General features: G+C 51.4%; 27 protein-coding genes. 8 read left to right on the top strand and 19 right to left on the bottom strand.

Annotation, left to right across the window (positions count from 1 at the left end; all coding sequences use genetic code 11):
* Positions 1-38: 38 nt before the first annotated feature.
* From mntR to H581_RS0113230, 11 genes are all read right to left on the bottom strand, one after another.
* Entirely contained in the window at positions 39-461 is a 423-nt protein-coding gene (gene mntR / locus H581_RS0113285) for a transcriptional regulator MntR (protein WP_028610419.1), read from the bottom strand.
* A 121-nt stretch (positions 462-582) separates the two neighbouring features.
* Entirely contained in the window at positions 583-1,296 is a 714-nt protein-coding gene (locus H581_RS0113280; RefSeq protein ID WP_028610418.1) for a cytochrome c biogenesis CcdA family protein, read from the bottom strand.
* A gap of 21 nt (positions 1,297-1,317) precedes the next feature.
* A complete protein-coding gene (locus tag H581_RS0113275) occupies positions 1,318-2,127 on the bottom strand; it encodes a metal ABC transporter permease (protein ID WP_028610417.1) in 810 nt (269 codons plus the stop codon).
* Positions 2,111-2,923, bottom strand: coding sequence for a metal ABC transporter ATP-binding protein (locus H581_RS0113270; RefSeq protein ID WP_028611522.1), 813 nt, complete (start codon positions 2,921-2,923; stop codon positions 2,111-2,113). The genes H581_RS0113275 and H581_RS0113270 overlap by 17 nt, the downstream gene beginning before the upstream one ends.
* Positions 2,924-2,991: 68 nt before the next feature.
* Positions 2,992-4,047, bottom strand: coding sequence for a metal ABC transporter solute-binding protein, Zn/Mn family (locus tag H581_RS0113265; protein WP_028610416.1), 1,056 nt, complete (start codon positions 4,045-4,047; stop codon positions 2,992-2,994).
* Between the two features lie 294 nt (positions 4,048-4,341).
* Positions 4,342-6,351: a methionine--tRNA ligase gene (gene metG / locus H581_RS0113260; protein ID WP_028610415.1), complete on the bottom strand. Its 2,010-nt coding sequence runs from the start codon at positions 6,349-6,351 to the stop codon at positions 4,342-4,344.
* 396 nt (positions 6,352-6,747) lie between these two features.
* Positions 6,748-6,987 (bottom strand): membrane protein insertion efficiency factor YidD, encoded by a 240-nt coding sequence (yidD, locus tag H581_RS0113250; RefSeq protein ID WP_028610414.1) that lies wholly within the window; start codon positions 6,985-6,987, stop codon positions 6,748-6,750.
* A 17-nt stretch (positions 6,988-7,004) separates the two neighbouring features.
* Entirely contained in the window at positions 7,005-7,442 is a 438-nt protein-coding gene (locus tag H581_RS0113245) for a Fur family transcriptional regulator (protein ID WP_028610413.1), read from the bottom strand.
* A 74-nt stretch (positions 7,443-7,516) separates the two neighbouring features.
* Complete coding sequence (locus H581_RS0113240) at positions 7,517-7,741, bottom strand: hypothetical protein (protein WP_028610412.1); 225 nt, start codon at positions 7,739-7,741, stop codon at positions 7,517-7,519.
* A gap of 35 nt (positions 7,742-7,776) precedes the next feature.
* Positions 7,777-7,977 (bottom strand): hypothetical protein, encoded by a 201-nt coding sequence (locus H581_RS0113235; RefSeq protein WP_028610411.1) that lies wholly within the window; start codon positions 7,975-7,977, stop codon positions 7,777-7,779.
* Positions 7,978-8,133: 156 nt separating this feature from the next.
* Positions 8,134-8,556, bottom strand: a complete 423-nt coding sequence (locus H581_RS0113230; RefSeq protein ID WP_028610410.1) for an Hsp20/alpha crystallin family protein — start codon at positions 8,554-8,556, stop codon at positions 8,134-8,136.
* Positions 8,557-8,693: 137 nt separating this feature from the next.
* Between H581_RS0113230 and H581_RS0113225 the strand changes: the two genes are divergently transcribed.
* The 6 genes from H581_RS0113225 (at position 8,694) to H581_RS37900 (ending at position 10,833) form a co-directional block, all read left to right on the top strand.
* Entirely contained in the window at positions 8,694-8,933 is a 240-nt protein-coding gene (locus H581_RS0113225; RefSeq protein WP_028610409.1) for a spore germination protein, read from the top strand.
* On the top strand, positions 8,930-9,133 hold the full coding sequence (locus H581_RS0113220) for a spore germination protein GerPB (protein ID WP_028610408.1): 204 nt from the start codon (positions 8,930-8,932) through the stop codon (positions 9,131-9,133). Before H581_RS0113225 ends, H581_RS0113220 begins: the two co-directional genes overlap by 4 nt.
* A gap of 46 nt (positions 9,134-9,179) precedes the next feature.
* Positions 9,180-9,848 (top strand): spore germination protein GerPC, encoded by a 669-nt coding sequence (gene gerPC / locus H581_RS0113215; protein WP_028610407.1) that lies wholly within the window; start codon positions 9,180-9,182, stop codon positions 9,846-9,848.
* The gene (locus tag H581_RS33960; RefSeq protein ID WP_036718579.1) at positions 9,849-10,106 is read left to right on the top strand and encodes a hypothetical protein; all 258 of its coding nucleotides are present in this window, start codon (positions 9,849-9,851) and stop codon (positions 10,104-10,106) included. It abuts the gene before it with no gap.
* Entirely contained in the window at positions 10,099-10,536 is a 438-nt protein-coding gene (locus H581_RS0113205; protein ID WP_028610406.1) for a spore germination protein GerPE, read from the top strand. Before H581_RS33960 ends, H581_RS0113205 begins: the two co-directional genes overlap by 8 nt.
* 177 nt (positions 10,537-10,713) lie before the next feature.
* Complete coding sequence (locus H581_RS37900) at positions 10,714-10,833, top strand: sporulation protein YjcZ (RefSeq protein WP_156889578.1); 120 nt, start codon at positions 10,714-10,716, stop codon at positions 10,831-10,833.
* An 80-nt stretch (positions 10,834-10,913) separates the two neighbouring features.
* Here the strand turns inward: H581_RS37900 and H581_RS0113195 are convergent, their stop codons facing one another.
* Positions 10,914-11,945, bottom strand: a complete 1,032-nt coding sequence (locus H581_RS0113195; RefSeq protein ID WP_036718576.1) for a YeiH family protein — start codon at positions 11,943-11,945, stop codon at positions 10,914-10,916.
* 191 nt (positions 11,946-12,136) lie between these two features.
* Between H581_RS0113195 and H581_RS0113190 the strand changes: the two genes are divergently transcribed.
* Positions 12,137-14,008, top strand: a complete 1,872-nt coding sequence (locus H581_RS0113190) for a prenyltransferase/squalene oxidase repeat-containing protein (RefSeq protein WP_051250771.1) — start codon at positions 12,137-12,139, stop codon at positions 14,006-14,008.
* Between the two features lie 63 nt (positions 14,009-14,071).
* Here the strand turns inward: H581_RS0113190 and H581_RS0113185 are convergent, their stop codons facing one another.
* From H581_RS0113185 to H581_RS0113160, 6 genes are all read right to left on the bottom strand, one after another.
* Positions 14,072-16,048, bottom strand: a complete 1,977-nt coding sequence (locus H581_RS0113185; RefSeq protein ID WP_028610403.1) for a glycoside hydrolase family 15 protein — start codon at positions 16,046-16,048, stop codon at positions 14,072-14,074.
* Positions 16,030-17,496 (bottom strand): glycogen synthase GlgA, encoded by a 1,467-nt coding sequence (gene glgA, locus H581_RS0113180; RefSeq protein WP_028610402.1) that lies wholly within the window; start codon positions 17,494-17,496, stop codon positions 16,030-16,032. The genes H581_RS0113185 and glgA overlap by 19 nt, the downstream gene beginning before the upstream one ends.
* A gap of 45 nt (positions 17,497-17,541) precedes the next feature.
* Positions 17,542-18,654, bottom strand: coding sequence for a glucose-1-phosphate adenylyltransferase subunit GlgD (gene glgD / locus H581_RS0113175; protein ID WP_028610401.1), 1,113 nt, complete (start codon positions 18,652-18,654; stop codon positions 17,542-17,544).
* Entirely contained in the window at positions 18,651-19,817 is a 1,167-nt protein-coding gene (locus H581_RS0113170; protein WP_028610400.1) for a glucose-1-phosphate adenylyltransferase, read from the bottom strand. Before H581_RS0113170 ends, glgD begins: the two co-directional genes overlap by 4 nt.
* A gap of 16 nt (positions 19,818-19,833) precedes the next feature.
* A complete protein-coding gene (gene glgB, locus H581_RS33955; RefSeq protein ID WP_036718572.1) occupies positions 19,834-21,744 on the bottom strand; it encodes a 1,4-alpha-glucan branching protein GlgB in 1,911 nt (636 codons plus the stop codon).
* A gap of 137 nt (positions 21,745-21,881) precedes the next feature.
* Positions 21,882-22,121, bottom strand: a complete 240-nt coding sequence (locus H581_RS0113160; protein WP_028610399.1) for a hypothetical protein — start codon at positions 22,119-22,121, stop codon at positions 21,882-21,884.
* A 303-nt stretch (positions 22,122-22,424) separates the two neighbouring features.
* Between H581_RS0113160 and H581_RS0113155 the strand changes: the two genes are divergently transcribed.
* Complete coding sequence (locus tag H581_RS0113155) at positions 22,425-23,318, top strand: helix-turn-helix domain-containing protein (protein ID WP_028610398.1); 894 nt, start codon at positions 22,425-22,427, stop codon at positions 23,316-23,318.
* A gap of 2 nt (positions 23,319-23,320) precedes the next feature.
* Here H581_RS0113155 and helD read toward each other — a convergent pair whose 3' ends face one another.
* The gene (gene helD, locus H581_RS0113150) at positions 23,321-25,657 is read right to left on the bottom strand and encodes an RNA polymerase recycling motor HelD (RefSeq protein ID WP_028610397.1); all 2,337 of its coding nucleotides are present in this window, start codon (positions 25,655-25,657) and stop codon (positions 23,321-23,323) included.
* Positions 25,658-25,719: the final 62 nt, after the last annotated feature.

The raw sequence follows: 25,719 nt of genomic DNA, 5'->3' as shown, positions 1-25,719 counted from the left end.
CTGCAGCCTCTGACCTTCTTTGTTGTTTCATTTACAACTTACTCGTTGTCCATCTCCGCGCGCAATGCCCGAAGCTCGTCCAACCGCTGTCTGTCGCGCTTGAAGTATTCAACTAATGATTCTATGCATGTGATCGAATCCCAGCTAAGATGATGCTCGATCCCTTCAACATCCTGATAAATATTTTCATCCTGCACGCCGATTGTCGTTAAGAAGGATTCAAGCAGCTGATGACGGTCAACCAGCCTCTTGCCCATCTTCTTCCCTTTGTTCGTAAGAACGAGTCCGCGATATTTTTCGTAAATCAAATAATTATCTTTATCAAGCTTCTGGATCATTTTCGTAACGGAAGACGGGTGTACCTCGAGTCCTTCCGCTATATCGGATACTCGCGCATATCCCTTCTCATCAATAAGCTTATAAATTCTTTCCAAGTAGTCTTCCATGCTCGGTGTCGGCATTGAAGAACCCCCTAACCCTACTTCTTCACCCAGTTTCCTCGGCGTTACTCTAAGTATCATACACTGTCCGCCGCATGCGCTGCAACCCGCGTTTCATTCTCCTCGCTTATCTAAGCCAAGATTAGAAAGCAAGCCATTCCGGCGTAATCTGATTCAGCCATATGGTGATTTTGGTCATTTGGTCGGTGAACAGCAGCACGCCCATCAAGATCATAACGGCCCCCCCGATCTTCATGACGGCGGCGGAATATTTCAATATCCATCTTGCCGTTCCGAGGAAAAAAGCGAGCACAAAAAATGGGATCGCGAAGCCGAGCGCATAGGCTGACGTAAGCTGAAACCAGGTTCCGGGCTCCGTCGCGGCAAGTCCTAAAATAGCGGTTAAGGCAGGCCCCATGCATGGCGTCCAGCCCGCCGAAAAGCCGATTCCAAAAATAAATGAGCTGATATAGTTCGCTTTCTTCGGTATCAAATTCATCCGCCGCTCCTTCATGAGCAGCTGCGGTTGAAATAGTCCTACAAGAAATAATCCCATTAAAATAATGAGTATCGCCGATAATTGCCGGATTAAATGCCTATATTCGCTGAAAAACTCCGCAAAAACATTCGTTCCGTACCCCAAAGCGTAATACACGGTACAGAACCCTAATATGAAAAACAGCGTATGCGACATCGTGCGCATACGTTTCTTCTTGTCATTCGTATTTCCCTTCAGATCCGTGACAGAAATGCCGGTTATGTAAGATAAGTACGAAGGATAAAGCGGCAGGCAGCATGGTGAAATAAATGAAGCGAAGCCGGCGCCGAACGCCAGCCAAATATTAATATCAGACAAGCCTCTTCACTCCCATTCGTATCAGCTGCCCGATCGAGCTCCCCGTCTGAAAAGAAGCAGCAAGAGCAGCACCGTAATCAGCAGCAGGACGATCGTCCCGCCCGGCGCGAGATTCCATATACCCGCTACAAGCAATCCGCATACGACGGCCAGCTCTCCAATAACGACAACGGTAATCACGCTTTGACGGAAGCTGCGGGCAATAATCAGGCTGCAGGCCGCCGGAATCGTAAGCAAGGCGGAGACCAGCAGCGCCCCCACGATTTTAATCGAAACGCTAATGACAAGAGCAGTCAGCACGCTAATCATAACATTATAAAATTTGACGGGCAAGCCGCTAACCGATGCCGCATCCTCATCGAACGTAATGAGAAACAGCTCCTTCACCTGCGTGCGGATGGCGATGAGCACGATGGCCGTTACCCCTCCGATCACGTACAAATCGGTGCTGCCCAGCGTATAGATGCTTCCGAATAAATAACTGTTCACATTCATATTAAAGTTTTTACCCATCGTAAATAACAGGGAAGCAAGCGCGACGCCGCCGGACATAATGATCGCGATCGAAAGCTCGGCATAAGACTTGTAGGCTTTACGAAGCTTCTCAATCGCAAAGGATGCGGCAATCGCGAATATAAGGCCGACTGCGATCGGATATACGCCGATTAAGAATCCGAGCGCAACACCGGCGATCGATACATGAGACAAGGTGTCTCCTATCATCGACAACCTTCTCAGAACAAGAAATAAGCCCATCAGCGGGGCGGTGACGCCGATCAGCAAGCCGCCGATAAGAGCCCTTTGAAAAAACTCGCTAGTTACGATCTCCAATCAAAACAACCTCTTTCCTGCTCTCCATTTCCTCCCGAAGCCCCTTCAAACTGTGCGCCAGATCGTTCTCTACGCAATCCTGCGTTTCATGCGAATGCTTGATATGAAACTTAAGCTCCCCGTTCTCGGCGGCAGGCTGCTCGCCTAGATAGGATCGAATCATCTCCAGATCATGCGAAACCATCAGGAAGGTCATATTATGGTGCTGATGCATGTGTTTAATCATATGAAAGAAGCTTTCCTGCGTTTCTGTATCAATGCCAACCGTCGGCTCATCCAAAATAAGCATGGAAGGGTTGTTAATCAACGCTCTGGCCAGAAAAACTCTTTGCTGCTGTCCGCCGGACAGCCGGCCGATCATTTTCGCCTGCAAATCCTCGATTCCCATCGCTTGCAGCGCATCCTCGCATTTCTTGTTATCCGTTTTGCTCATCTTTTTAAATATTTTATTCCGATTATATAACCCGGACATGACGACCTCTCTGACGGTCGCCGGAAATAAGGGATTAAAGGAATTTTTTTGCGGAACGTAGCCGATCTTCTCCCACTGCCTGAAGGAAGCGACATCTTCGCCGAATAGTCGGACCATGCCGCTTGTCGGCTTAAGCAGACCGACGATCATGCGCAGAAGCGTCGTTTTCCCTGCGCCGTTCGTTCCGATTAAGCCGATAAAATCGCGCTCCTTAACCGCAAAGCTGAGATCCGAAATGACCTTCTGCTGCTGATAGGAAAAGGAGACGTTTTCCACTGAGATAACCTCTTGATGACAGCTGGCGGCTGCCGCAGCCGAGTTCATTTGCACGATAAATCTTCCTCTCACAGCAATACGGAGCCATAGACGGCTCCGCAAGTTTGCCTTTTGTTCTATTGTAAAGCCTGCACAAGATTTTGCAAGTTGCGTTCCATCAGCGTAAGGTAGCTGTCCCCGGCTGCTTCCTGCTCCGATGTTAGGCCTTCCAGAGGATTTAATACCATCGTGTCGACATCGGCTTCACTGGCCAGCGTTCTAGCCAGCTGATCTGAAACCAGCTCCTCGAAGAAAATATACTTCACATCGTTTTCTTTCACGAACTTGGCAATATCGAGCAGGTCCTGCGCACGAGGCTCGGCTTCCGGGCTTAGACCCATAATCGGCACTTGATTCAAACCGTAATCGCGGGCCAAGTAACCGAACGCTTGGTGGGAAACGACTATATTTTTATTCTTCGTCTGAGAAAGCTGTTCGGTATATTCCGCATCGATCGCTTCCAGCTTCACTTTCAGCGCTTCAAAGTTTTTCTCATAGTCCGATTGATGGACGTCATCCGCTTCAACCAGGCTGTTCATCACGTTTTTCGCCAGAACCAACGCGGATTTCGGACTTACCCAAGTGTGCGGATCAACGCCGTTATGATCATGTTCTTCTTCCGCATGCTGCTCGCCATCATGCTCGTCTTCGTGCGCTCCTTCATGCTCGTCTTCGTGCTCCGGCTCTTCCTCGATTCCGTTAATAAGGGAGATTCCGGAGCTTATTTCTTTCGTTACGACCGTGCTGTCCTTCGACAAGCCTTTCAGAAAATCATCTACCCAACCTTCAAGTCCTGCGCCATGATAAAGGAAAAGCTCGGCATTCGAAGCCGTGCTCAAATCGCGGCTTTTTGGCGTCCAATCATGCGGCTCAATGCCGGAAGCGATTAAATTCACAACCTGGACATGCTCTCCTCCGATTTCAGTTGCGAGAAAGTACAAAGGATAAAAGCTGGTTACAACGCTGATGCGCTCGCTATCCGAAGCGGCATCCGCATTGGAGTCGTCTGTCGTTTGGGCATTGTCGGCTGGTTGATTGGTATTATTACCGCATGCTGCAGCTGCGAGCAGGATTATTGTCAATAGAAAACCTTGCGATAAGCGGCGGATCCATGCTTTCTTTGCTTGCTTCATATTTTTCTCTCCATTCTTTCTGTGCGGTTGTTTCCGTTAAATTATTTCGTAATCGTTACTATTACGTTTTGTATTATACGACGCCCCTACCAGGCTGTCAACCAAATTCATATAGGAATAATTCATCTAATTATTAAACTGTATTGACCGAATGAAGGAGAAATATGATCCAGAGGCATAGGTTTCACCGGAGACAAGCTAAGCGCATATAAGTGTAAACTTATAAATTCTTAGAATGGAACACAGAAAAACGCGGATTCTTTTCAATAGCGAAAAGAATCCGCGCTTATTTTCTTACTTCACTACCGCGCCGTTCGGCATATCGTCAGGAACGGATGCGAGCGTCAGCTGATCGCCTTGCGAGGCTGCGAGAATCATGCCCTGCGACCATTCGCCGCGAAGCTTCACCGGCTTCAGATTCGTCACGCAAATCACTTTGCGGCCGACCATCTGCTCCGGCGTGTAAAACTTCGCGATGCCGGATACGACTTGACGCTGCTCATAGCCGAGATCCAGCTGCAGCTTAAGCAGCTTATCGGCCTTCGGTACCGGCTCCGCTGCAATAACCTGCGCCACTCTCAATTCGACCTTCGCAAATTCATCGATGCCGATTTCGTCTTTGGTCTCCGTCTCAGCCTGTGCTGCCGCTTCCGAAGCAGCAGGGGCAGCCGCATTTGCACCGGGCTCAGCCCGACCCGCAGGCTGTTCCTGCTGAGAGCCTCCCCCCATAGCCGCTGCGATGCAGGCGGCCTCCTCCGCCGTATCAAGACGGGGGAACAAAGGGTTTCCTTTGCTTACCTTCGTACCCTCAGGCAACGAGCCGAACGCCTTGGTGCTCTCCCATGTGGTCAGCTTGCCCTGCTCGATGCCCAGCTGTTTCCACATTTCGCGCGGCGAATGCGTCAAGAACGGCTGCAGCAGTATTGAAACGATACGCAGCGATTCGGCCAGATGATGCATGACCGAAGCAAGCTCTTCCTTCTTCGTATCATCTTTGGCGAGCGTCCACGGCTGCGTCTCGTCAATATATTTATTCGTGCGGCTTACCAGCTGCCATAACGATGCGAGCGCAACGGAAAACTCCATTTTCTCCAGCGCGTCCTCCACCTGAGCGACCGTATCTGCGGCCAATTTCTGCAGCGGATCGTCAAAGTCCGTTACGGTGCCTTTATAAGGCGGAATGACGCCTTCGAAATATTTATCAATCATCGCCACCGTACGGTTAAGCAAATTCCCAAGGTCATTCGCCAAATCGAAATTGATACGCTCAACAAAATTTTCAGGAGTAAACGTGCCGTCCGCCCCGAATGGAACCTCTCGCAGCAAATAATAGCGGAGCGCATCCAATCCGTAACGGTCAATCAGCATAACCGGGTCTACAACGTTTCCTTTCGACTTCGACATTTTGCCGTCCTTCATCAGCAGCCAGCCATGCGCAAATACCTTCTTCGGCAGCGGCAGATCAAGCGCCATCAGCATGATCGGCCAGTAAATCGTATGGAATCGGACGATTTCCTTCCCGACCAAATGAACGTCGGCAGGCCAGAAATCGCGGTATTTCTCGTCGGCTCCTTCATTTCCGTAACCAAGCGCCGTAATATAGTTCGACAACGCATCGATCCACACATAAATGACATGTTTCGGATCGCCGGGCACTTTAATGCCCCAATCGAACGTCGTCCGCGAGACGGCCAGATCCTCCAGTCCCGGCTTAATAAAATTGTTAATCATTTCGTTCTTCCGCGATTCCGGTTGGATGAAATCGGGATTTTCTTCGTAATGCTGCAGCAAGCGGTCCGCATACTTGCTCATCCGGAAGAAGTAACTTTCCTCCTTCACCAGCTCAACAGGGCGTCCGCAATCGGGACAATTGCCGCCCTCCAGCTGCCGTTCGAGGAAGAAGGACTCGCAAGGCGTGCAATACCAGCCCTCGTAAGTTCCCTTGTAAATATCATCCTGCTTCAACAGCTGCGCGAAAATATTCTCGACGACCCGCTTGTGGCGGTCCTCCGTGGTCCGGATAAAGTCATCGTTCGAGATTTCCAGTTTTGCCCACAGTTCCTTAATACCCACCACGATGTTGTCCACAAATTGCTGCGGCGTTTGATCCTTCTCTTTCGCTTTGCGTTCGATCTTCTGCCCATGCTCATCCGTACCGGTCAGGTACCATACGTCATAGCCGCGAAGGCGCTTGTAGCGCGCCATCGCGTCGCCGGCCACCGTCGTGTACGCATGACCGATGTGGAGCTTATCGCTCGGATAATATATCGGCGTCGTAATGTAAAATGTTTTTTTATCGCTCATTCTAGCCCCTCCTTAAAGTTTGCTTGCAGCCGGATGTTTCCGTTAAAAAACGCAAAAAACTCCCGTCCAACATGGGACGAGAGTTTGAACTCACGCGGTACCACCCAAATTTCGATCACAACCGGCCGGCTTATGCCGATAGGTTGCGAAAGCTTCGTGTGCCGCCTGTCTGGCGGCTATCGCCGTTAACGCCGGCTGCGCGCCGCCCCCTTACGACAGCGGATCATTACGCTGCAGCTCGAAGGCGAATCCTCCCGGACCATATTCCAATAGCGTCCCTTGCCGGCTTCCACCAACTTTCCCGGCTCTCTGCGTAAGGTATTCCATTGTACTTATCCGTTCCTCGGATATGTTGGATTCATTTATGAAAAATATACCGAATCGGCACCCTTCCTGTCAAGGCGCATCCGCCTTTCCGTTCCGGACGGGAGGAACCGGATCATAGCCGCCGGGATGAAAAGGGTGACAACGGGCGATGCGCATCGCGGCAAGCCATGAGCCTCTCGCGGCGCCGTGCTTCTCGATCGCTTCCAGGGCATATTGCGAGCATGTCGGATAGAAACGGCAGGTTGGCGGCTTGAGCGGAGAAATGACCTTGCGGTAAAAACGAATGGGCGCCTGCGTCACTCTCCGCATGACCCGTTGGCCGCTCATTAATGCCCGCCGGCAGCCGGCTCTTCCTGCGCGCATGCCTTACAATAGCCGAACACCTCGAATTTATGCTTCACGACTTTAAATTCCTCCGGAACAACCGTCTGCTCCATCGGGCAGAAGGTGATCGGATACGTCATGCCGCACTGCAGACAGATCATATGATGATGGTGATCATGCTCCCTGCAGTGGAGCTTGAACTTGCCGCCGTCCTCGAAGATGACCTGCTCCAGCACGCCCAGCTCCTCCATAACGCGCAAATTGCGGTACACGGTATCGAAGCTTAAACCCGTATACGATTTTCCCATATATTCATAGACTTCCTTCGGAGCCAAATAACCCTGCGTCTCCGAGAACAGCTTCGCCAGCGTCTTTCTTTGATCCGTGATCCGCAGTCCTTGACTAGACATTCGCCTTATAATATCTTCCATTGTATGCATCTGCCCGATCCTCCGAACTTAAATGGTCTGACTCCATAATGACGAAAAAAAAAGCTCTCGTCAATGAGAGCCTCTTAACCGTTTAATCGCATATTGATGATAAAGCTCGTCACCATGGCCGCAAACCATACGATACTGAATGCTCCGACAAGCTTGCGGCGCAGATTTAGACGGGCAATATGCCGCGCATCTTCCATCTGCCTCTTCGCCTCCGTATAAGAGCGGTGCATGAATAAGTAGGTTATGGCGGAAGCGACGAATAGCATATTAACGATAAACCAAATGATTGTCCAGAACAAACGCATTCCTCCGGTCGTAATCGACTGCAATCCTGCTATAAATACCATTTATTTAAAATAAACATGAAACCGGCGAAGCTGACAACCGCACCTGCAAAGCTCAGCCAGCCCGTACGAAATTTCTGCTGGAACATGCGCAGGATCCCGAAGCTCAGCAACCCGAAGATCAACAATAAAAAGACGATACCTAATATAAATAACGAAGCAGATACGCTGCTTACATCGACCAACGACACTTCATACACTCCTTTTTATGCAAATATGTATACGTTTATTAGACATTATAAGGGAAACCGCAGTCATTATCCAGCGTCAACCCTGTCGATTTCGTGACAAAAAGAGCGCATGTCGATCGACAAGCCCCCTCCTGCGAAAAGAAGCAGCTCCCGCGGTCAGCGGATAACCGCTTCATGATAAGTACGGTTGGCCGGACGCTTCTGGAGTTTAACCTGCAGCACGTTGTCCTTAAGCAGCGTCTTGCAGACGCGCGGTTTCACGAGCTTCGGCAATTTAATGATCTCATGCTTGCCGCCGGGCAAGCCTTCAATCCTCAGCCGGTCTTCGCGAACGAACAGACGCAGCTGCTCCCGGTCGAAGCCATCCGGTAAATTTATTTTCACGAGAATAAAATGTCGGGTTTCGGAAAAGGCGGCCGAGCCTCTTCCGATCATCGCGCCGGCAGCCTCCGGCAGCGCTTTGGTCATCATTTTGCGAACATACCGCTCTACCCAATCCGGCTCCCTCAGCACTTCGAAGCCTTTTGGTAGCTGCTGATTTTCCATCCAACGTTCCAGATCATCCCATTTGGATGCCACAAGCAAACACCTGCCTTCCAGCACTCCTACCAACATATGCTCCAGAACCCGTTCAGGCTACATCGGCCGCAGTAACCTCTGGGCGAATGCCGCATAAGCTATAGCTATAACATGCTTTGTGAAGAAGGGTGATGCTCATGCCAGCTGTTGTCGGCTTCGTCAAAATCGTTAGTGTTGGCTCCAGCTCCATAGTTCAGTTCGGCGATGCCGTCCAATTGTCGCCATCCAGTAATTCCAAGACTTACGCAGGATCAGGCTCATTCTTGACCGGCAGCCTAGCGAACTCGAATACTGCTGTCAGCGCAACGAACACCCTCGATCCGGATTTGCAGGATAATACGGCGAATGAGATCGGCACTGGAGTCAATTTGATATGAGCTGGACGATTCATCAGAATATTACGATTCACCAGTTTCGCGTAGAAAATGTATCGAACAGCTCTGTCCTGCAGGTCGGAAGCGCGGGCTCGATCCGTTCGTTGTCGCAGCTGTATAATACAGGCGGGTTCACGGGCCCCGCTCCAGAGCTCGGCGCGGATAGCCCGCTTTCCTTCGTGCCGCTGCCGAATCCTACCTGATAAACGCGAAACCAAGCCATAATAGTGCCGAAGGAGGCAGATCCGCATGCAACAGCACAACCAGCTCTCGCCTTGGCAAATCTGGTCGCTTGACGTGCAGCAGAAGCTGAAGTCGCAGCAAGAGCAGATCGACAGGCTGGAAGCGCAGGTCGCTGCGTTATGCGAACAGCTGAAGCAGCTCGAAGCCCGTCCTGCATATAATATCGAGAGCATTGAATACCATTTTGATCAATTAAAAGTAGAGCAGCTGGACGGAACGCTTAATATCGGCATGACAGCCCCCGGCTCCGGCAACGATTCGTTTCCCGGCAGCATTGAGCAGTTAGCCGTTAACCAGCCCGAGGTGTTCCCGTCCGCCGGACCGTCTATTCCGCCACAATCGGGGCCGTACACGGATATTTTCAACGAAATGAACCGTTACCTGGATACGGAAGCGCAGCAGAAGCTGATCATGTACGAGAACGAGCTTTGCATTCCGCTGGATCCCTACCACCGCCGAATCGTGATCGAGGATGTCCGGAAGCAGGTACCGACCCGCATTCAATATTATTTGAGAGAAGGGGAACGCGGAGCAGAGGAGCAGTCGGCCGCCGTTGACGACAACGCGATTATATCGAGAGTTCTTGCCAAAACAAAAAGAGATGCCGACGCCGCCCTGCTCGCGTATATGAGGCAGCTGCAGAACGGCTCGGCGCCTTCGGGAGGAATGACATAAATGGTGTATTTTAAAGTGGTCAACCACGTCTTAAGCGTTGGACATATCGAAATTCTCGGCGTATCCAGCGCGTCCATGCTGCAGATCGGAGATACTGACAACGTGTCCTTATATTCCATGTTCGATACGCCGCCCGAATCGGTAATCGTCGGTCCGATGGCCCCTTTCCCGCAGCCCGGCAGCGCAAGTGAAATGACGGGCGAATCCTTAGTAGAGACCGAGGTCGGAGATACGACCTTCGAAGAAATCAATGGATGACGCAGCGCAGGGGAACCTTTACCCGATCAGGACGGCGAATATCGGATCGGTATGCATTATAAGCGCCGCCTCGTCTGCCGTCGTCCAGTTCGGTGACAGGGGCGAGACGAATGCCAGACTGCGGGCGTTGGCGCTGCAGCGGAAAGAGGATCATACGACGGCCGGCGACGTCTTCTTCGAGTCCTATACGGTGTTCTATCGCGACATGCCGAAGCTGATCGATCCAGATTACGACAGCGGACAGGTCCTCGCGCTCGAGCGCTCGAATCGATCGCCACACATCAATGTCGGCTGCATACACATTATTGCCGCCGGTTCTTCGTCGAGCATCCTGGCCGGCAACGGCATGAATTTGACCGCCGATTCGCGTATTAAGCATATCAGGCAATACCCGCGCCCCCGTCCCCTCCCTCCGATCGTCAGCTGTTAACGGGACATTCGGAAGGCAAGGCGCTCGCGGTCCGCAACAATAAGGCGTTTCCGCCAGGCATCCGCATAAATGTGTTTGCTCCGGTACAATCGTCCAATTCGGCTCGTCAATTCCGGCATACCCTAATGATGTGAGCTTGAGAAACACGCTCCAACCAAACATCGGGAGGTATGAACCATGGGATACCCTGTAGCAGGCGCAGGCGCCGGTTGCGGAGGCGGTCTTTGGACAAGTACGGGAGTTATTCTCGTCCTCTTTATCTTACTCGTAATCATTCTGCGCGCTGGCGTATTTTAAGCCTCGGCACGGACGTCCTTATAGTTTTTATGCAAAATACCGCATGGGTCCCCGACCGATGCGGTATTTGCCGTGCCGGTCTATCCGGCTAAGCCAAAGCCGTGCACGAGCAGCAGGCCCAGCCCCGTTAGCGCTGCCGAGCCAATAAGCCCCGCAGCAAATGTTTTTTTGCCTAGTCTTCCGAATAGGACAAGATCAACGCTTAAACCCAGACCCGCCATCGCCATCGCGATAAGGAAGTATGCGGCGAGAATCAGGAGCTCCGTCGCCTCTGCAGGCACGATGCCCAGCGTATGCACGCCGCTCATAGCCAAAAAGCCGACGATGAACCACGGGATCGGAAGCGACTTCCAGCTGATTCGCCCCTTCTCCGCTTCCGAGCGTCTATGCCACAGCCCGATGAGTAAGGCGGCCGGGACAAGCAGCGCTACGCGCGACATTTTGACAATGACAGCAAGCTCAACCGCTTCTCGACCTCCAGGGGCGGCCGCCGCAACGACATGCGCGATCTCATGGAGCGTTGCCCCTGAGAAAATGCCGTAGCCGGCATCGCTTAATCCGAGAACCGGGTACAAAATAATATAAATAAGCGTAAACACGGTGCCTAGAAAAGCAACGGTCGCCGCGCTGATTGCCGTTTCATGTTCCTTTGCTTTCATTAGCGGAGCAATAGCGACTACAGCCGCGGCGCCGCATATGGCCGTTCCGCAGGCCGTTAACATGCCCAGCTTCTTGTCGATTCCGAGCCATTTGGCCAGATTGTATACGAGAAAGAACGTGAAGACAATATGGATAACCGCGATAGAAAAAACATTTGGGCCGGCCTGAACAATATCGGTCAGATCAAGGCGCAGGCCAAGTAAAATAATGCCGAACCGGAGGAGCTTCCTGCCCGAGAATGCGATCCCTCCCTCGATTCGTTTCGGAACCCCGAGCCATGCCCGGACAGCCGTGCCGAGCAGAATAGCGATCACCAGTTGCCCCATGATGTCCAGATACGGGAGCATCGCGATATATTTGGATCCGATCGCGAGAAGGAGCGTGACCGCTATTCCTTGCGCAAATCCCCAGCCTCCTTTAGAATGGCCGGTCAGTGCAACTTGATGCCCCATTTACCTCACCCTCACTCTTACCTATCCGCTTTATCATGATGTTTTCATTCTCCTACTATACGGATGAAGTGTAGGAATGGGAAATTCAATTCCCCTATCCATTTCATTATTTTTGCTTATAAATGAGATGTAGGGACCGCGAATGCCGCATATACATGAAGCAACTACGATAGCAAAGGATGAAGCGGGCAATGGATATGAACCGTATCCGTGAGAAAATAAATGAAATTTCCGCGGAGCTGCTCCGCCGGCAATCACCCGACGGAGCATGGCGATTGTGCTTCGACTCCGGCACGATGACAGACAGCTATTTTATTATTTTGCTCCGTGTGCTCGGTCGGTCAGACGAGACGCTCATTCAAGTGCTGGCAGCACGGATCGCCTCCAGGCAGCTGGCGAACGGCGCGTGGAAAATATATCCCGACGAAGAAGGCGGCAATCTGGAAGCAACGGCGGAGGCCTGTTACGCGCTGCTCTGCGCAGGCTACAACCCTATTTCCGATCCGCATATTCAACGGGCCAAACATTTTATCCGTTCACGGGGCGGCTTGTCTAAGGCGCGTTCGCTGCTTACCCAGGTCATATTATCCGCGACCGGCCAGGCGGAATGGCCGCTCCTGCTGCGCATTCCGTTAGAAGCCTTCTTCTCCGATCACGGCATTGGCCTCGATTTGTTCTCGCTCTCCGGTCACGCCCGCGTCCATCTGATCCCGATTCTCATTATGGCCGACAAACAATTTGCCCGGCGGACTCCATTCATGCCGGATTTGTCCGATTTATTTCTTGGAAGCTCCCGAAGCTTCGTTAACGATTCCACCTGGATATCCGCGTTAAACGGTTTTCTTTCGACTCTGCCTTTATCGAGCTTCCTCCCGCCGGACTCTCCATCCGCACAGGAGAAAGCGGAGGCGTTCCTGCTCGAACGATTGGAGCCGAACGGAACGCTGCTAACTTATTCAACCGCAACGATGCTTATGGCCCTTGCCCTGCTCGCATTGGATTATTCGCCGGAATCCCCCGTCTTGACGAGGCTGCTTCTTGGCGTTCGTTCGTTGATGTGCAAGGATACGGCGCATATACAGGTTGCGTCTGCGGAGGTCTGGGACACAGCCATGTTAACCTGCGCGCTTCGGGAAGCGGATGCGGCTTCGTCTAACGCCGCTTTGGAGCGGGCAGGAGCCTATTTACTCTCGAAGCAGCAGACCCGCCTGGGGGACTGGGCGCTCCGGAGCCCTGGCACGGAAGCCGGAGGCTGGGGCTTCTCCGATGGGAATACCATGTATCCCGATGTCGATGACAGTGCAGCCGCCCTTCGGGCTGTACGGCCCTATACCCCATATATAATTGACGGCATCGAGCACTGGCAGCGAGGCTTGAATTGGGTCCTTGCGATGCGCAACGATGACGGGGGGTGGCCTGCTTTCGAGAGGAAAGGCCATACTCTTCCCGCCAGTTTTTTTGCATTTGAAGGCTCCAAGGATATTTCTACGGATCCGTCAACCGTTGATTTAACAAGCCGCATGCTGGCCTTTCTCGCCCGCGAGCTCGAAATGAGCATCGGATCACATTGGATTGACGATTCGGTCAAATGGGTGCTCTCGCAGCAGAAGAGAGACGGAAGCTGGTACGGTCGTTGGGGCATTGCCTACATTCACGGTACGGGCGCTGCTGTCCAAGGATTGTCGGCTGTCGGTGTCGCTGACGATCATCCCGCCCTCAAGAAAGCGGTCAATTGGCTGCTGGACATTCAAAATGACGACGGAGGCTGGGGAGAATCCTGCTTAAGCGATGAAGTGAAGCGATATATTCCTTTGCATGCCAGCACGCCCTCTCAAACCGCTTGGGCATTAGACGCGTTGACGGCCGTGCACGACAAACCGACGCCTGAGATCAAGAGAGGAGCGGAGGCGCTGCTTCAGGCGCTGGAGCGAAGGGATTGGACCTATACCTATCCGACCGGCGCTGGGCTCCCGGGAAGCGTATATGTTCATTATTCGAGCAATAACTACATTTGGCCTTTGCTGACGCTGTCCGCAATCGCGAAGAAATACGGCAATGCTTAGCGCACATTATAAAAGAAACCATATGCACACGGCATATGGTTTCTTAACCGCTTGGCGGTCTATTTAGTATTCATCTCGCAGCTCACGCAGTTTCTTATATTTTTCCGCATACTTGCTCACGCTGTGAACGACCGTCGCATGCGACCAGGTTAGAGGCGCGACCGATAACGGAGAGCCGTCATAAGGGTTTAGCTGCTCCGGCAATAATCCGCTCTCCAGCGCTTGATCGGATACCCACTGCAGCGTACGCCTCGGCCCTTCCAGCTCCTCAAGCGTCGACGCCGAGTCGATCTCGAAGTTAGCCACCCATAAGGTACATATGATCCAGGGGTTGCCCGGCACCTTATCGATTTCGCCCGATTGCTGGAAGTAATAATCGTTCGTATAGCGGGCAATGCCGCCGATATTCGTCTTGATTCGCAGACCTTCCTTAATCGCTTCCATCGTTTTCACAACCCGATAATCATCGACCGGAAGCACGCCGAACTCCAATACGCCGAACAAGCTGCTTTCAAGCGTCATATCTTTCACCCAGCGGTTATCCTTCTGGATGAGCCCCCGCGCGAAACGCCCGGTTTCCTCGTCCCATAGATTCGTGATGATGCCGTGCTTAATCGCTTCAGCCGTATTCTTGTAATGATCGCTTCGTTCGTAATCGCCGAACAGATCGGTGAAGAACGACGCCGCCATTAAGCCGCCATAGACGGAAGCAGCCGTATAGGTCCATATGCCGTAACGTTCCTCCCACAGATCGTAGCTCGGCTTCGGAAGGGAAAGCGAATGCTCCATGTATGAGCTCAGGAACGTAGCGGCCTTTCGGATGAGGTTGCTGTATAACGACTGAGGCAGCTCAATTACCTGGTTGCGGGAATAGTCCTTCCAAAGCGCGAAGAGCACGAGCGCGGTCTCATCCTCTTGAATGGGCAGCCTTCTGCTGCCCTGCACGATGTAAGGATGCCAGCTCGATCCGACCGTTCCGTCCGGGTTGTACTTATGGTACAAATATCCCTCCGGCGATAATGCTTGCGCGCAAAATTGGAAGAAGGGCGCGATAACGCTTTGGTAGCCGGCCATCGACATCGCATCGGCAATAAGCGCGCCGTCCCGAGGCCACATATAGCTGTAGTGATCGCGATTATACTGCAAAATATCCGTATCGTTAGCCGCCAAAATCGCTCCGCGCTCATCTACCTGCGTCCTTACAAGCAGAAGACTTTGCTTGAACATCCGGACGACATCAGGCGGCAGGTCGCCCAAGTCCTTCTCTGCCCGCCGCAGCCAATGTTTCCAATAGATGACGATACGGCTGAGCAGCTTCTCCGGATGGTTCTCGCTCACATACTGATTAAGCTCCTTCACTTCCTCCAGGTTCTGTCCGATCGACATCCAGTAATAGATCGATTTCTCGCTTCCCGCCGGTACAACGGTCCGGAAGCTGATCGTACTGTCAACGGAGCCTTGGGCGATCGAGTTGCCCATTAGCACGCCGTCCTCCGCATCGCGCCATGTGCCTTCCGCCGACTGAAACCGCTTGATGCCCGTCGAATATTGCATGATGCCCCCTTCATCGGAGAAGCCGTTAAACATAAAGTAATTGTTTCTTTTGTAATGATAGAGCGTATGATTCTCCGGGTAATAGACGGCCGTATCGCCGACTTCGGAGCCGTCTATCATCAAATCCTGGTGTAAGAATAATCGAACTTCTTTCGTTTGGCTGCTTTTATTACGAACGACGACTCTCTTAATGTAGATGCATTCCCGCTGATGGATCCCGTCGTTCATATAAAGCTCGATATCCAGCCGTTCATGCTTTGCCGTAATGTTGGTAACGAGAGAATCCTCGATATAATCCAGTTCAAACCGCCACTCCGGCTCATCCAGCCAGGTGAAAGTTCCTTCAACCCATACGCCTATGCGGCAATATTGTCCGCCGACATGATTGAGCTGTCCCACAAAGGGGTAATAAATATCGCGAATGTAACAATGCCGGTCTAAATTCAGCAGCATTTTTCCGTTGCCGATTACGAGATGGCGGGCCATGGCTCCTTCTCCTTTCGATGCGCTGCAAGCTGTGTGTAAACGGATAGATAAGCTTTGGCGGAACGATTCCAGCTGTAATCTTCTTTGGCTCCGTTCCGGACAATTTGCTTCCACGCTTCTTCATTACGATAGAGCGACAACGCCCTGCGAACGGTATACATGTAATCGTGCGCGTTGTAATTCGAGAAGCTGAAGCCGTTTCCTTCGCCAGTATATTCGTCGTAGGCTTGTACCGTGTCTTTCAGACCTCCTGTCTCGCGGACGATCGGAACGGAACGGTAACGCAGCGCTAGAAGCTGGCTAAGTCCGCATGGCTCGAATTTCGACGGCATTGCGAACAGATCGGAGCCTGCATATATCCGGCGGGCCAACCGGTCATCATAGCCCAGCCGGATGGCAGCTTTATCCGGATAGCGGACGGACATCTCCTTTAGAAATTGCTCGTAACGTTCCTCGCCCGCGCCGAGGATGACATACTGGGCGTCCTCCGTTAGCAGCAGCTCCTCGAAAGTGGCCGTTATGAGATCAAACCCTTTCTGTTCGACTAGCCGCGATACGATTCCGATGAGAGGAACGGATTCCGAAAGAGGCAGTCCTGTCTCCCGCTGCAGCTCGATCTTATTTTTTCGTTTGCGGCTCAAGGAATCGCGGTACGGCGTATGGAGGGCCGGGTCGTTCATCGGGTCGAACAGTTCCTCGTCGATGCCGTTCACGATACCGACTAAATCGCCGGAGCGGTACCGGAGCAGCGAATCGAGGTGCTCCCCGAAATATTCGCTTTTAATTTCCTCGGCGTAGGTGCCGCTCACCGTCGTCAGCTTGTCGGCGTAGACCAGTCCGCCTTTCATGCAGCTGGCGGCGCCGTGGAATTCAAGCGAGTCGTACCGGAACAGGTCGTCTCCCGCACCGGTCAAGTCCTTCAGCTGCTCGATTCCGAATACGCCCTGATATTTTAAATTATGAATCGTAAACACCGATTTCGTGTAGGCCCAAGCCGGATCGAAAGCGTACCTCGTCTTGAGCAAGAAAGGGATTAAGCCGGTCTGCCAATCATGGCAATGAACGATATCCGGATGAAAATCCATATACCTCACCGCTTCCATCACCGCAAAGCAGAAGAATACAAACCTTTCGGCATCGTCACCGTAGCCGTAAAGCCCTCTTCTCTTAAAATAAAATTCATTATCGATTAAATAATAAACGATGCCGTCCAGCTCAGCCTGCAGCAGACCGCAATACTGATTGCGCCAGCCGAAGGACACGGTAAAGTGAGCGACTTGCTCAAACTGAGCGGCCAGCTCCTGCGGTATTTCCTCATATTTCGGCAGTATGACTCTCGTATCCACGCCGCGTCTGCTCAGCGCCTTAGGGAGCGCCCCTGCAACGTCGGCGAGTCCGCCCGTCTTCGCAAGCGGCACAGCTTCAGAGGTTGCGAACAAAATGTTCATAGGAAACTCCTTTCCATTTGACGCTGTATACGCGCCTTCTCCAACTTAAATGATTTTTCGTTTTCCGGCCAGAAAAGGAGAGCTGTCCGCGCCGCGAATATCCCGGTTCCCTTCCACGCGCACATCCTTATCCAGTATGCTGTGCTGGACGATGCTGTTTAGGCCGATAATCCCGTTTTGCATAATAATGCTGTTGCTTACGACGGCTCCCTTCTGAATATGAACGCCCCTGAACAGAATGCTGTTGATAACGGTCCCCTCAATGCGGCACCCATTCGCAATTAGAGAATTTACCGCCCTGGAGCCATCCAGATAACGCGCGGGCGGCTCATCCTTCACCTTCGTGAAGATCGGTCCCGGCTGGAAGAAAAGCTCCTTCCAAACCTGCGGGTTAAGCAGCTTCATACTGTTGCGGTAATAGCTCGCGAGCGTGTTCACGACGCCTAAATAACCTTCATACATATAGCCGTGCACCTTCAGCTTATCGAGCCGCGAAAGAATGGCATGGCGCACGAGATGATCCTGCCCTTGCGCGAGCGATGTCTCTACGATCTCCATAAGCAGCTCTTTGCGCATCACATACATCTCCATCGAGTTAATATCGCTCTCCAACCGTCCGAAATGATCTTGAATCGCGACAATTCGGCCATCCTCATTCAGCTTCACCCTGCGGGCTTTGCCCGTCAGCAAATCCTCTTGCCGCTTGCACACCACGGTAATATCCGCTTCGCGCTCCAAATGATGCTGGATGACCTTCTCAAAATCGATGTTGCACACCATATGGCTGCGTGTAATCACGACGAATTCCTGCGCCGAACGGTAGAAGTAATCGCGATGCTGATAAAAATGGAACAAATCGCCGCGGTTAAAATCCTGAATATCGTCCGTGGCAGGCGGAAGCACAAACAATCCGCCTTGGCGGTGCTGCAAATCCCAATGCTTGCCCGAGCCGAGATGATCCATTAACGAACGATATTTCGTATGCGCGAAGACGGCCACATTCGAAATGCCTGAGTTGACCATGCTCGACAATACGAAATCTATCAGCCGGTAGCGCGCGCCGAAGGGAACGGTCGCGAGGCAGCGGCCTTGGGTTAGCCGCTCCAGCTTATCCGGCTCATGAATGAGATTAATGACGCCCAGCATCTTATGCTTCATGAATGCTCCACCTCCTGCAGCAGATGGTCGCTAGTTACGAATTGATCCACCGCAATAACGGTAATCGCATCATCCTCCGGACCGCCGATCGTCACGCCGGCTTGTATGACTGCCCCTTCGCCGATTATGGCTCTATATATGCGGGCGCCTTCGCCAATCCTGACATTCGGCATCACGACCGATTCCGTAATGTAACTGTTCTTGGCCGTGTGTACGCCATAGAACAGAACCGACCGGTTGACCGATCCTTCAAGCATGCAGCCTTCGGTAACAAGCGAAGACGATATTTCGGCTTGAGCGCCGATCCGCTGGGCAGGCTGGTTCGGACTGACGGAATAAATCCTCCAGGAGGAGTCCGACAAATCAAGCGGCGGATCATCCGCAAGAAGATCCATGTTGGCTTCCCACAGGCTTTCGATCGTTCCGACATCCTTCCAATAGCCTTTGAACGGATACGAATACAGCTCCTTGCCGTCCTTCATCATGGATGGAATGATATCCTTCCCGAAATCGTGGCTGGAGGCACGGTTGCCTTCGTCATAAATCAAATATTTTTGCAACTCCGACCATGTAAAAATATATACCCCCATGGAGGCGATGTTGCTTGTCGGATTTTTCGGTTTTTCCTCAAATGCCGTAATTCGGTCCTCGTCATCAATATGCATGACGCCGAACCTGCCCGCTTCCTTCCAATCCACCTCGATGCCGGCGATCGTAACGTCCGCTCCCGTGTGCTTGTGATGCTGAAGCATCAGCTCGTAATCCATCTTGTAGATGTGGTCGCCCGAAATGACCAGCACGTATTCCGGATTGTAGCGTTCGATGAACGACATGTTCTGATAGATTGCGTTAGCCGTACCCTTATACCATACGCCGCCTTTTTGTTTTACGAACGGCGGCAGGATCGTCATTCCGCCGTCACGGCGGTCGAGCCCCCATGGACTTCCAATGCCGAGATACCGGTTAAGGTCAAGCGGTTGATATTGCGTCAAGACGCCTACCGTATCGATCCCCGAATGTGCGCAATTGCTTAATGTAAAATCGATGATCCTGTATTTCCCTCCGAAATAGACTGCCGGCTTTGCCAAATCCCTCGTTAGGACGCCAAGTCTTTTGCCTTCCCCTCCGGCGAGCAGCATTGCGATCATTTCTTTTTGGCCCATGGACACCAACTCCCTCTCAATGTGTGTCCCCCGAGTCGTCTAGGTTGAACAGCATGAATGTAAAGGGGGCTAAACGAAGCGAAATGCTCTGATTGTGACCGTGCCAAGCGACGCTTTCGCTGCTGAAGCATAGCTGTCGTTGTAATTCCGTTCCGCCAAACTGCTTTTCATTGCTATTTATGAAAGAGCGGTATATACCTGGCTCTGGAACGCCGATTCGATAGCTTAAGTAGTCATTCCTGGAGAAATTAGCGATAACGATGGAGTAGTCCAAAAATCCGCGACGGATAAAGGATATGACGGATTGCTCCGTATTATGAACATCAATCCACTCGAAGCAGCGGGGATCGCGGTCCCTCTCCCATAGGGATGGCAGCGCTTTATAGGCATGGTTTAGTTTCTTGACGTAATGGTTCATGCTGCGGTGCATGTCGTAGTCCAGCAGCATCCAGTCCAGCATTTCGCCGTCCTTCCATTCGTCGAATTGCCCCCATTCGCCGCCCATGAACAGCAGCTTCTTGCCGGGATGACTCATCCAATAGCCGTAAAAAACGCGTAATTGGGCAAATTTTTCTTCGTAGGCGCCCGGCATTTTGTTTAGCAAAGACCGTTTGCCGTGAACAACCTCGTCGTGTGAAAGCGGTAAAACGTAGTTTTCAGAAAAAGCATAAAGGAGCGAAAAAGTAATCAGATGATGGTGATGCGCGCGTTCGGGCGGATCCAGCGCCATATAGCGCAGCATATCGTTCATCCAGCCCATATTCCATTTAAAATTAAAACCGAGGCCGCCTTGATAGGTAGGAGATGTGACTGCTGGCCATGCGGAAGAATCCTCTGCAAGCATTAGCGTGTCGGGGTAATAATGAAACACGGTTTCATTGAGCTTCTTAAGGAAGCGGAGAGCGTCTAGGTTATCATGGCCGCCAAGATAGTTGTACGTAAACTGTTCCGGCGGTTTATCCATATGCAGATTGATCATGCTTGCGACGGCGTCTACTCGAAGACCGTCCATGTGGAACATATCCATCCAATAAATCGCATTGGATATAAGGAAGCTAATCACTTCGTTCTTGCTGAAATCAAAGCCGAGCGTCCCCCACTGCGGCTTCTCGGCGCGCTTTGCATCCGGCCCTTCATAAATCGGAGTGCCGTCGAAAAGGCGAAGGCCGTGGTCATCCTTGCAAAAATGGCCGGGCACCCAGTCCAAAATGACACCGATCCCGTTCTGATGGCATTTGTCAACAAAGTGCATCAGCTGCTTCGGCGAGCCGTATCGGCTCGTTACGCCATAAAAGCCGGTGATTTGATACCCCCAGGATTGATCAAGGGGATGCTCCGATATCGGCATTAGCTCGATGTGCGTATAACCCATGTCGGCTGCATAAGGAATCAAGGTTCCAGCCAGCTCTTCGTAGGTATAAAACAATTCTTTCCCTTTAATTTTCCAAGATCCGGCATGCACTTCGTAGATAAGCAGCGGGTTGGAATAAACGGTCGTTTCTCTCTTCTTCGCGTACCATTCCCCGTCTCCCCAGTTATACCCGCTTAGGTCGGCAACAATGGATGCGGTGCCCGGGCGAAGTTCGGCGTAGAACGCATACGGATCGGCTTTACGGATCATGCTGCCCGAAGCCGTTACAATCTCGTATTTGTACAACACGTCTACTCCGATGCTATCGACGAACAGGCTGTGAATTCCCGTCGTTCCGATTCTCTCCATCACATGCTTCCTGCCGTCCCAGTTATTGAAATCTCCAATAACCCTAACGGCTTTCGCGTGCGGAGCCCATACGGCGAACCGAACGCCGCTGCTTCCATCCAGCTGGACGGGGTGCGCACCCATAAAACGGTAGCTGTGATAGGAACATCCTTCGTTAAACAAGTACAAATCTTCCTTCGATAACCCATTAGGTGCTGTTTGAACCAATAGCGGTCTCACCCCTCCGGAGGAATATTGATGATGTTATTCGCTGCACTTGGATGACTTACCCACATTATACATGGTTTTTTGTAAAAACACAGTCTGTTTTCATAGTTTTCATAACACGCATCAGGCATGATGCATCAGGTGGCGTTAACCTGACTCGGTTTCGCTGCTCTATGTATGTAATAATGCTTGGAGCAATAGCCTTTCGTCATCGCAATCTTCGTGCAATTTACCCATTTGCATTCGGAAAATTTCTTCACCCGTCGCGGTCTGACCATATGCGGATCGCCGTGACGCAATAAACGCTGATGATGCATCGCGCATAAATCCTTTGCTTTAATCGGCTTCGTACAGTTTTCAATGGTGCAGCAGTTCATTATTCGTCTCTCCCTGTGTGAATGCCTAATATTCCCTTCGATTATCTAAGGTTGTATGCATTCATCTTATCGGTAAAATGGTATAGAATAAAGCTTGCTGTACGTTTATTACGGCTGATTAAGATCAAGTTAAACCACGAAATCATCCGATACGTAAACAAAGAGCGGCCGAGTTTAATTTATTAAACCAATAAAGCGGATTGAACCGTTACTGAAGGCTCAATTTGTATAACCGGCCATGTAATTTTTAACAGATACTGGTATTTTTGAATGCTGTATGGTAATTGAAGGAGGGTTTGTTTTTTGTCGATTTATCGTCAAATATTTCAGTCATTCGATCAGCCCATGGTTATATTAAAGCAAAATAAACGCGAGACTTTAATAGAGGATGCGAATGTTGCCTTTAGTCGTTTAACCGGCTACTCACTTGAAGAGATGATAGAGAGGTCCCGTGAACATATCAAGAATAACTATTTCATTGACACTTCCCGGCAAATATTGAAGAGCGAGGTTATCATCCGCACGAAGTTGAAAAGGCCCGTCTCGATCCGCGTCAATCAACAGCCGCTGCCCGAAGCTCGTCCGGACGGCTATCGGCGCTCCCTGCTTCTCATAGAAGATTTGAGCTCCTTCAAGTGGATCGAGCAGCAATGCGGGAAAAATAGGGTTTTGCTAAGCGGCACCCTTGATAAGCACCAGCATATCCGATTTTTTCGCGACAGATTTGCGCCATTATTGTTTAAACCGGATAGGACGCTGGAAGATGAGACGCTTATGAATTTTATAGCTGACACTGAACAAGAGAGGCTGAAGGAAGTTTTGCAAGAAGCGTATCGCAAGAAGAAGGAACGGTGCTTAAAGCTTCAGACGAGCAAGCTGAGCGGAATCGAGCTTGAGCTGTCCATTACGTTTGCGCCCATTCTGGACGGTTTTGACGAAGTGAAGGAGTTTGCATTCGTCATCTGGGATCTGAAGCCGATAGATGAGAAAATTTGCTCGTCGTTGAAACTGAAGATCTGTATGGCGAAACGGGACATTAGCGCTGCACAGCTCGCCGCCTCGACCGGTATTTCCATTCAGACGATTTCCAAGCTTCGCAACGGAAAAATCGTGAAGCCGCAAAGGCTCACAGCAGAGCTGATCGCCTCGGAGCTTCAGGTGGATATCGGAGAAATATGGCAGCAAATCGGAAAATAAATTTATTGATCCATTCCAATGAAAGCCGTGAGCTCATCCGTATAATAAAGATGCAGCTCATGCATCGCCCTCGTACAAGCCGTATAGAACAGCTTCCGCTCGCTCTCCCGTCCGTAAACGTTTTGAGAGGCGTTGCTTATAATTACGACGTCAAACTCGACGCCCTTGGCGAGATAGGATGGTATGACCGCCATTCCTTTCTCGAATGTAACGGTCTCTTTCTCAATCAGCCGCAGCGCGGAAATATGCGGCTGAATCGCCGCGTGAATTCGCTTGCTTTCTTCCGCGGTTTTGCTAATTACGGCAATCGATTGATAGCCGGACCGCTGTAATTCGGCCAACCGTTCCATTATGCCCTGTATAAGCCGAGCTTCGTTCTCCGCTTTCGTTATTGTCGGTTCTGCGCCGTCCCGGTCAAACGGTTCGATCCGGTCGCCTCCTTCAATTATCCGGCTCGTAAACGAAACGATCGGACGCGTGGAACGGTAGCTCTTGGCCAATACGATCATCTCGGTCTCCTCTTCGCTGTAAAGCTTGGATAACGGTTCGAAACCATCCCCTGCTATCGCATGAGCGAAGATCGACTGATTCAAATCACCCAGTACAGTCATTTTGCAATTCGGAAATATCCGTTTTAAATAATGATACTGAAACGGCGAATAATCCTGCGCTTCGTCAATGAAGACATGCTTCACGCTCGTATTCGTGTGAAACCCTTCAAGCTTCTCCTTCAAATATAAATAAGGCGTTGCATCCTCATAATAAATTTCTCCCTGACCCAGCTTCCTCACCGTCTGCTCGCTTATCTCCCGCCAATTAAGGGGCAGCTCCCTCTCGCCTCCGCTTGAGACGTCACGAAGCGTTCGTTCATCCTCAAACAAGCGCCGATAGATCGCTGGAACATTCAAAAACGACAGCCGCTTTACCCGTTTCCTCAATTTCTTGAATTGCTCCTGAACGACCATCGCCGCCAGAAAATCCTTCTCCGCGTCAAAATCGTCAAACGATTCGCCGGAAAACCTGTTCTTTCTCCTTAATTCTTCGAACGCATTGGCATAGGTTTCCTGATCCAACAGCTCGACGTGTTCCTGCACCCAATCTTGCTCCCGTTCCTCGCGGCTCAGCTTCGTTAATTGCTTCAGCATCCACTCCGCCGCCAGCTTCATGCGATTGCCGATGGAGATGGAACGGTCGAGCTCATAGAACCGTTCCGCGATATCCGCTTCGGATATAAGCGTGCGCCCCCTGAACCTAACCGGCTTGAAGATAAGCCCCGAGTCGCCAAGTTTCGACGCATATTTCTCAATGACATGCATAAACGACAAACTTGATTTATACGTGATGGCCGACAGTCTTGTTTCATAGCCGGGTTCATTAACGGCTCCCAAGGTATACTCCATCTGCGAATACGGATCCTCCAGCTTGAACGTCCTGCCAAGCCGGTGCTCCAAATATTGCTGATAGGTGGTTTGCTGCATATTTTGTTCGCCCAGCTCAGGAAGGACGGTCGCCACATAGCTGTTAAACATCGGATTTGGCGAGAACAAGACGATCTGCTCGGCAGTTAGAATGCCCCGGTACCGATACAGCAAATAGGCGACGCGCTGCAGCGCCGCAGACGTTTTCCCGCTCCCCGCTGCTCCTTGAACGATCAGCAGCCTCGCCCGCTCATTGCGGATAATCCGGTTTTGCTCCCGTTGAATTGTCGCAACAATACTTTTCATCTGGGCATCGGATTGCTTGCCGAGCACCTCCTGCAGCAGCTCGTCGCCGATCGTCACGCCCGTATCGAACATGCTTAATATTTTACCGCCCCGGATCATATATTGGCGTTTTAACGTCATTTCCCCGCTGACGGAACCGCTAGGCGTCTCATACTTAACCGGACCCGGGCCGAAGTCATAGTAAAGACTCGAAACCGGCGCCCGCCAGTCATAGATCAGATAATCGTACCCGCTCTCGTCCAGCAGCGAGCCGACGCCGAGATAAATGCTGTCGGAATTCGACTGCCCCTCCTCGGTCATATCGATCCGCCCGAAATACGGCGAATGCTCGAGTTTCCTTAAGGTGCGAAGCTGCTCCTCCGAATGCCGGCGGCTTCTTTCCCGTTCCGACAGCAGCTCCGCTTGCTGTTTCAGACTCGCGTGCGTTTCGGCTGATTCCGCGGCATCCTCGAAATTAACCGTTACATCGTCCCAGAAATTACGGCGAATATCGACAATATCCTCCCGCAAGCTTCCGATCTGATCGCTGATTTCCTCTACCCGTGCACGAATTAATTTCGTCACATCCTCGACCCGGTGTTGTTCCTGATCCTGACTTTCATTTGGCATGCTCATGCTAACACTCCTTATCTGTTCGTAAGGTTGAATTTTTATCTTACCATCCATTTCCTCTTGTT

The sequence above is a fragment of the Paenibacillus harenae DSM 16969 genome, from assembly GCF_000422465.1.
Taxonomy (GTDB): Bacteria; Bacillota; Bacilli; order Paenibacillales; family Paenibacillaceae; genus Pristimantibacillus; species Pristimantibacillus harenae.
The sequence above is the reverse complement of the archived record's forward strand: the minus strand, read 5'-3'. Positions and strand labels throughout refer to the sequence as shown.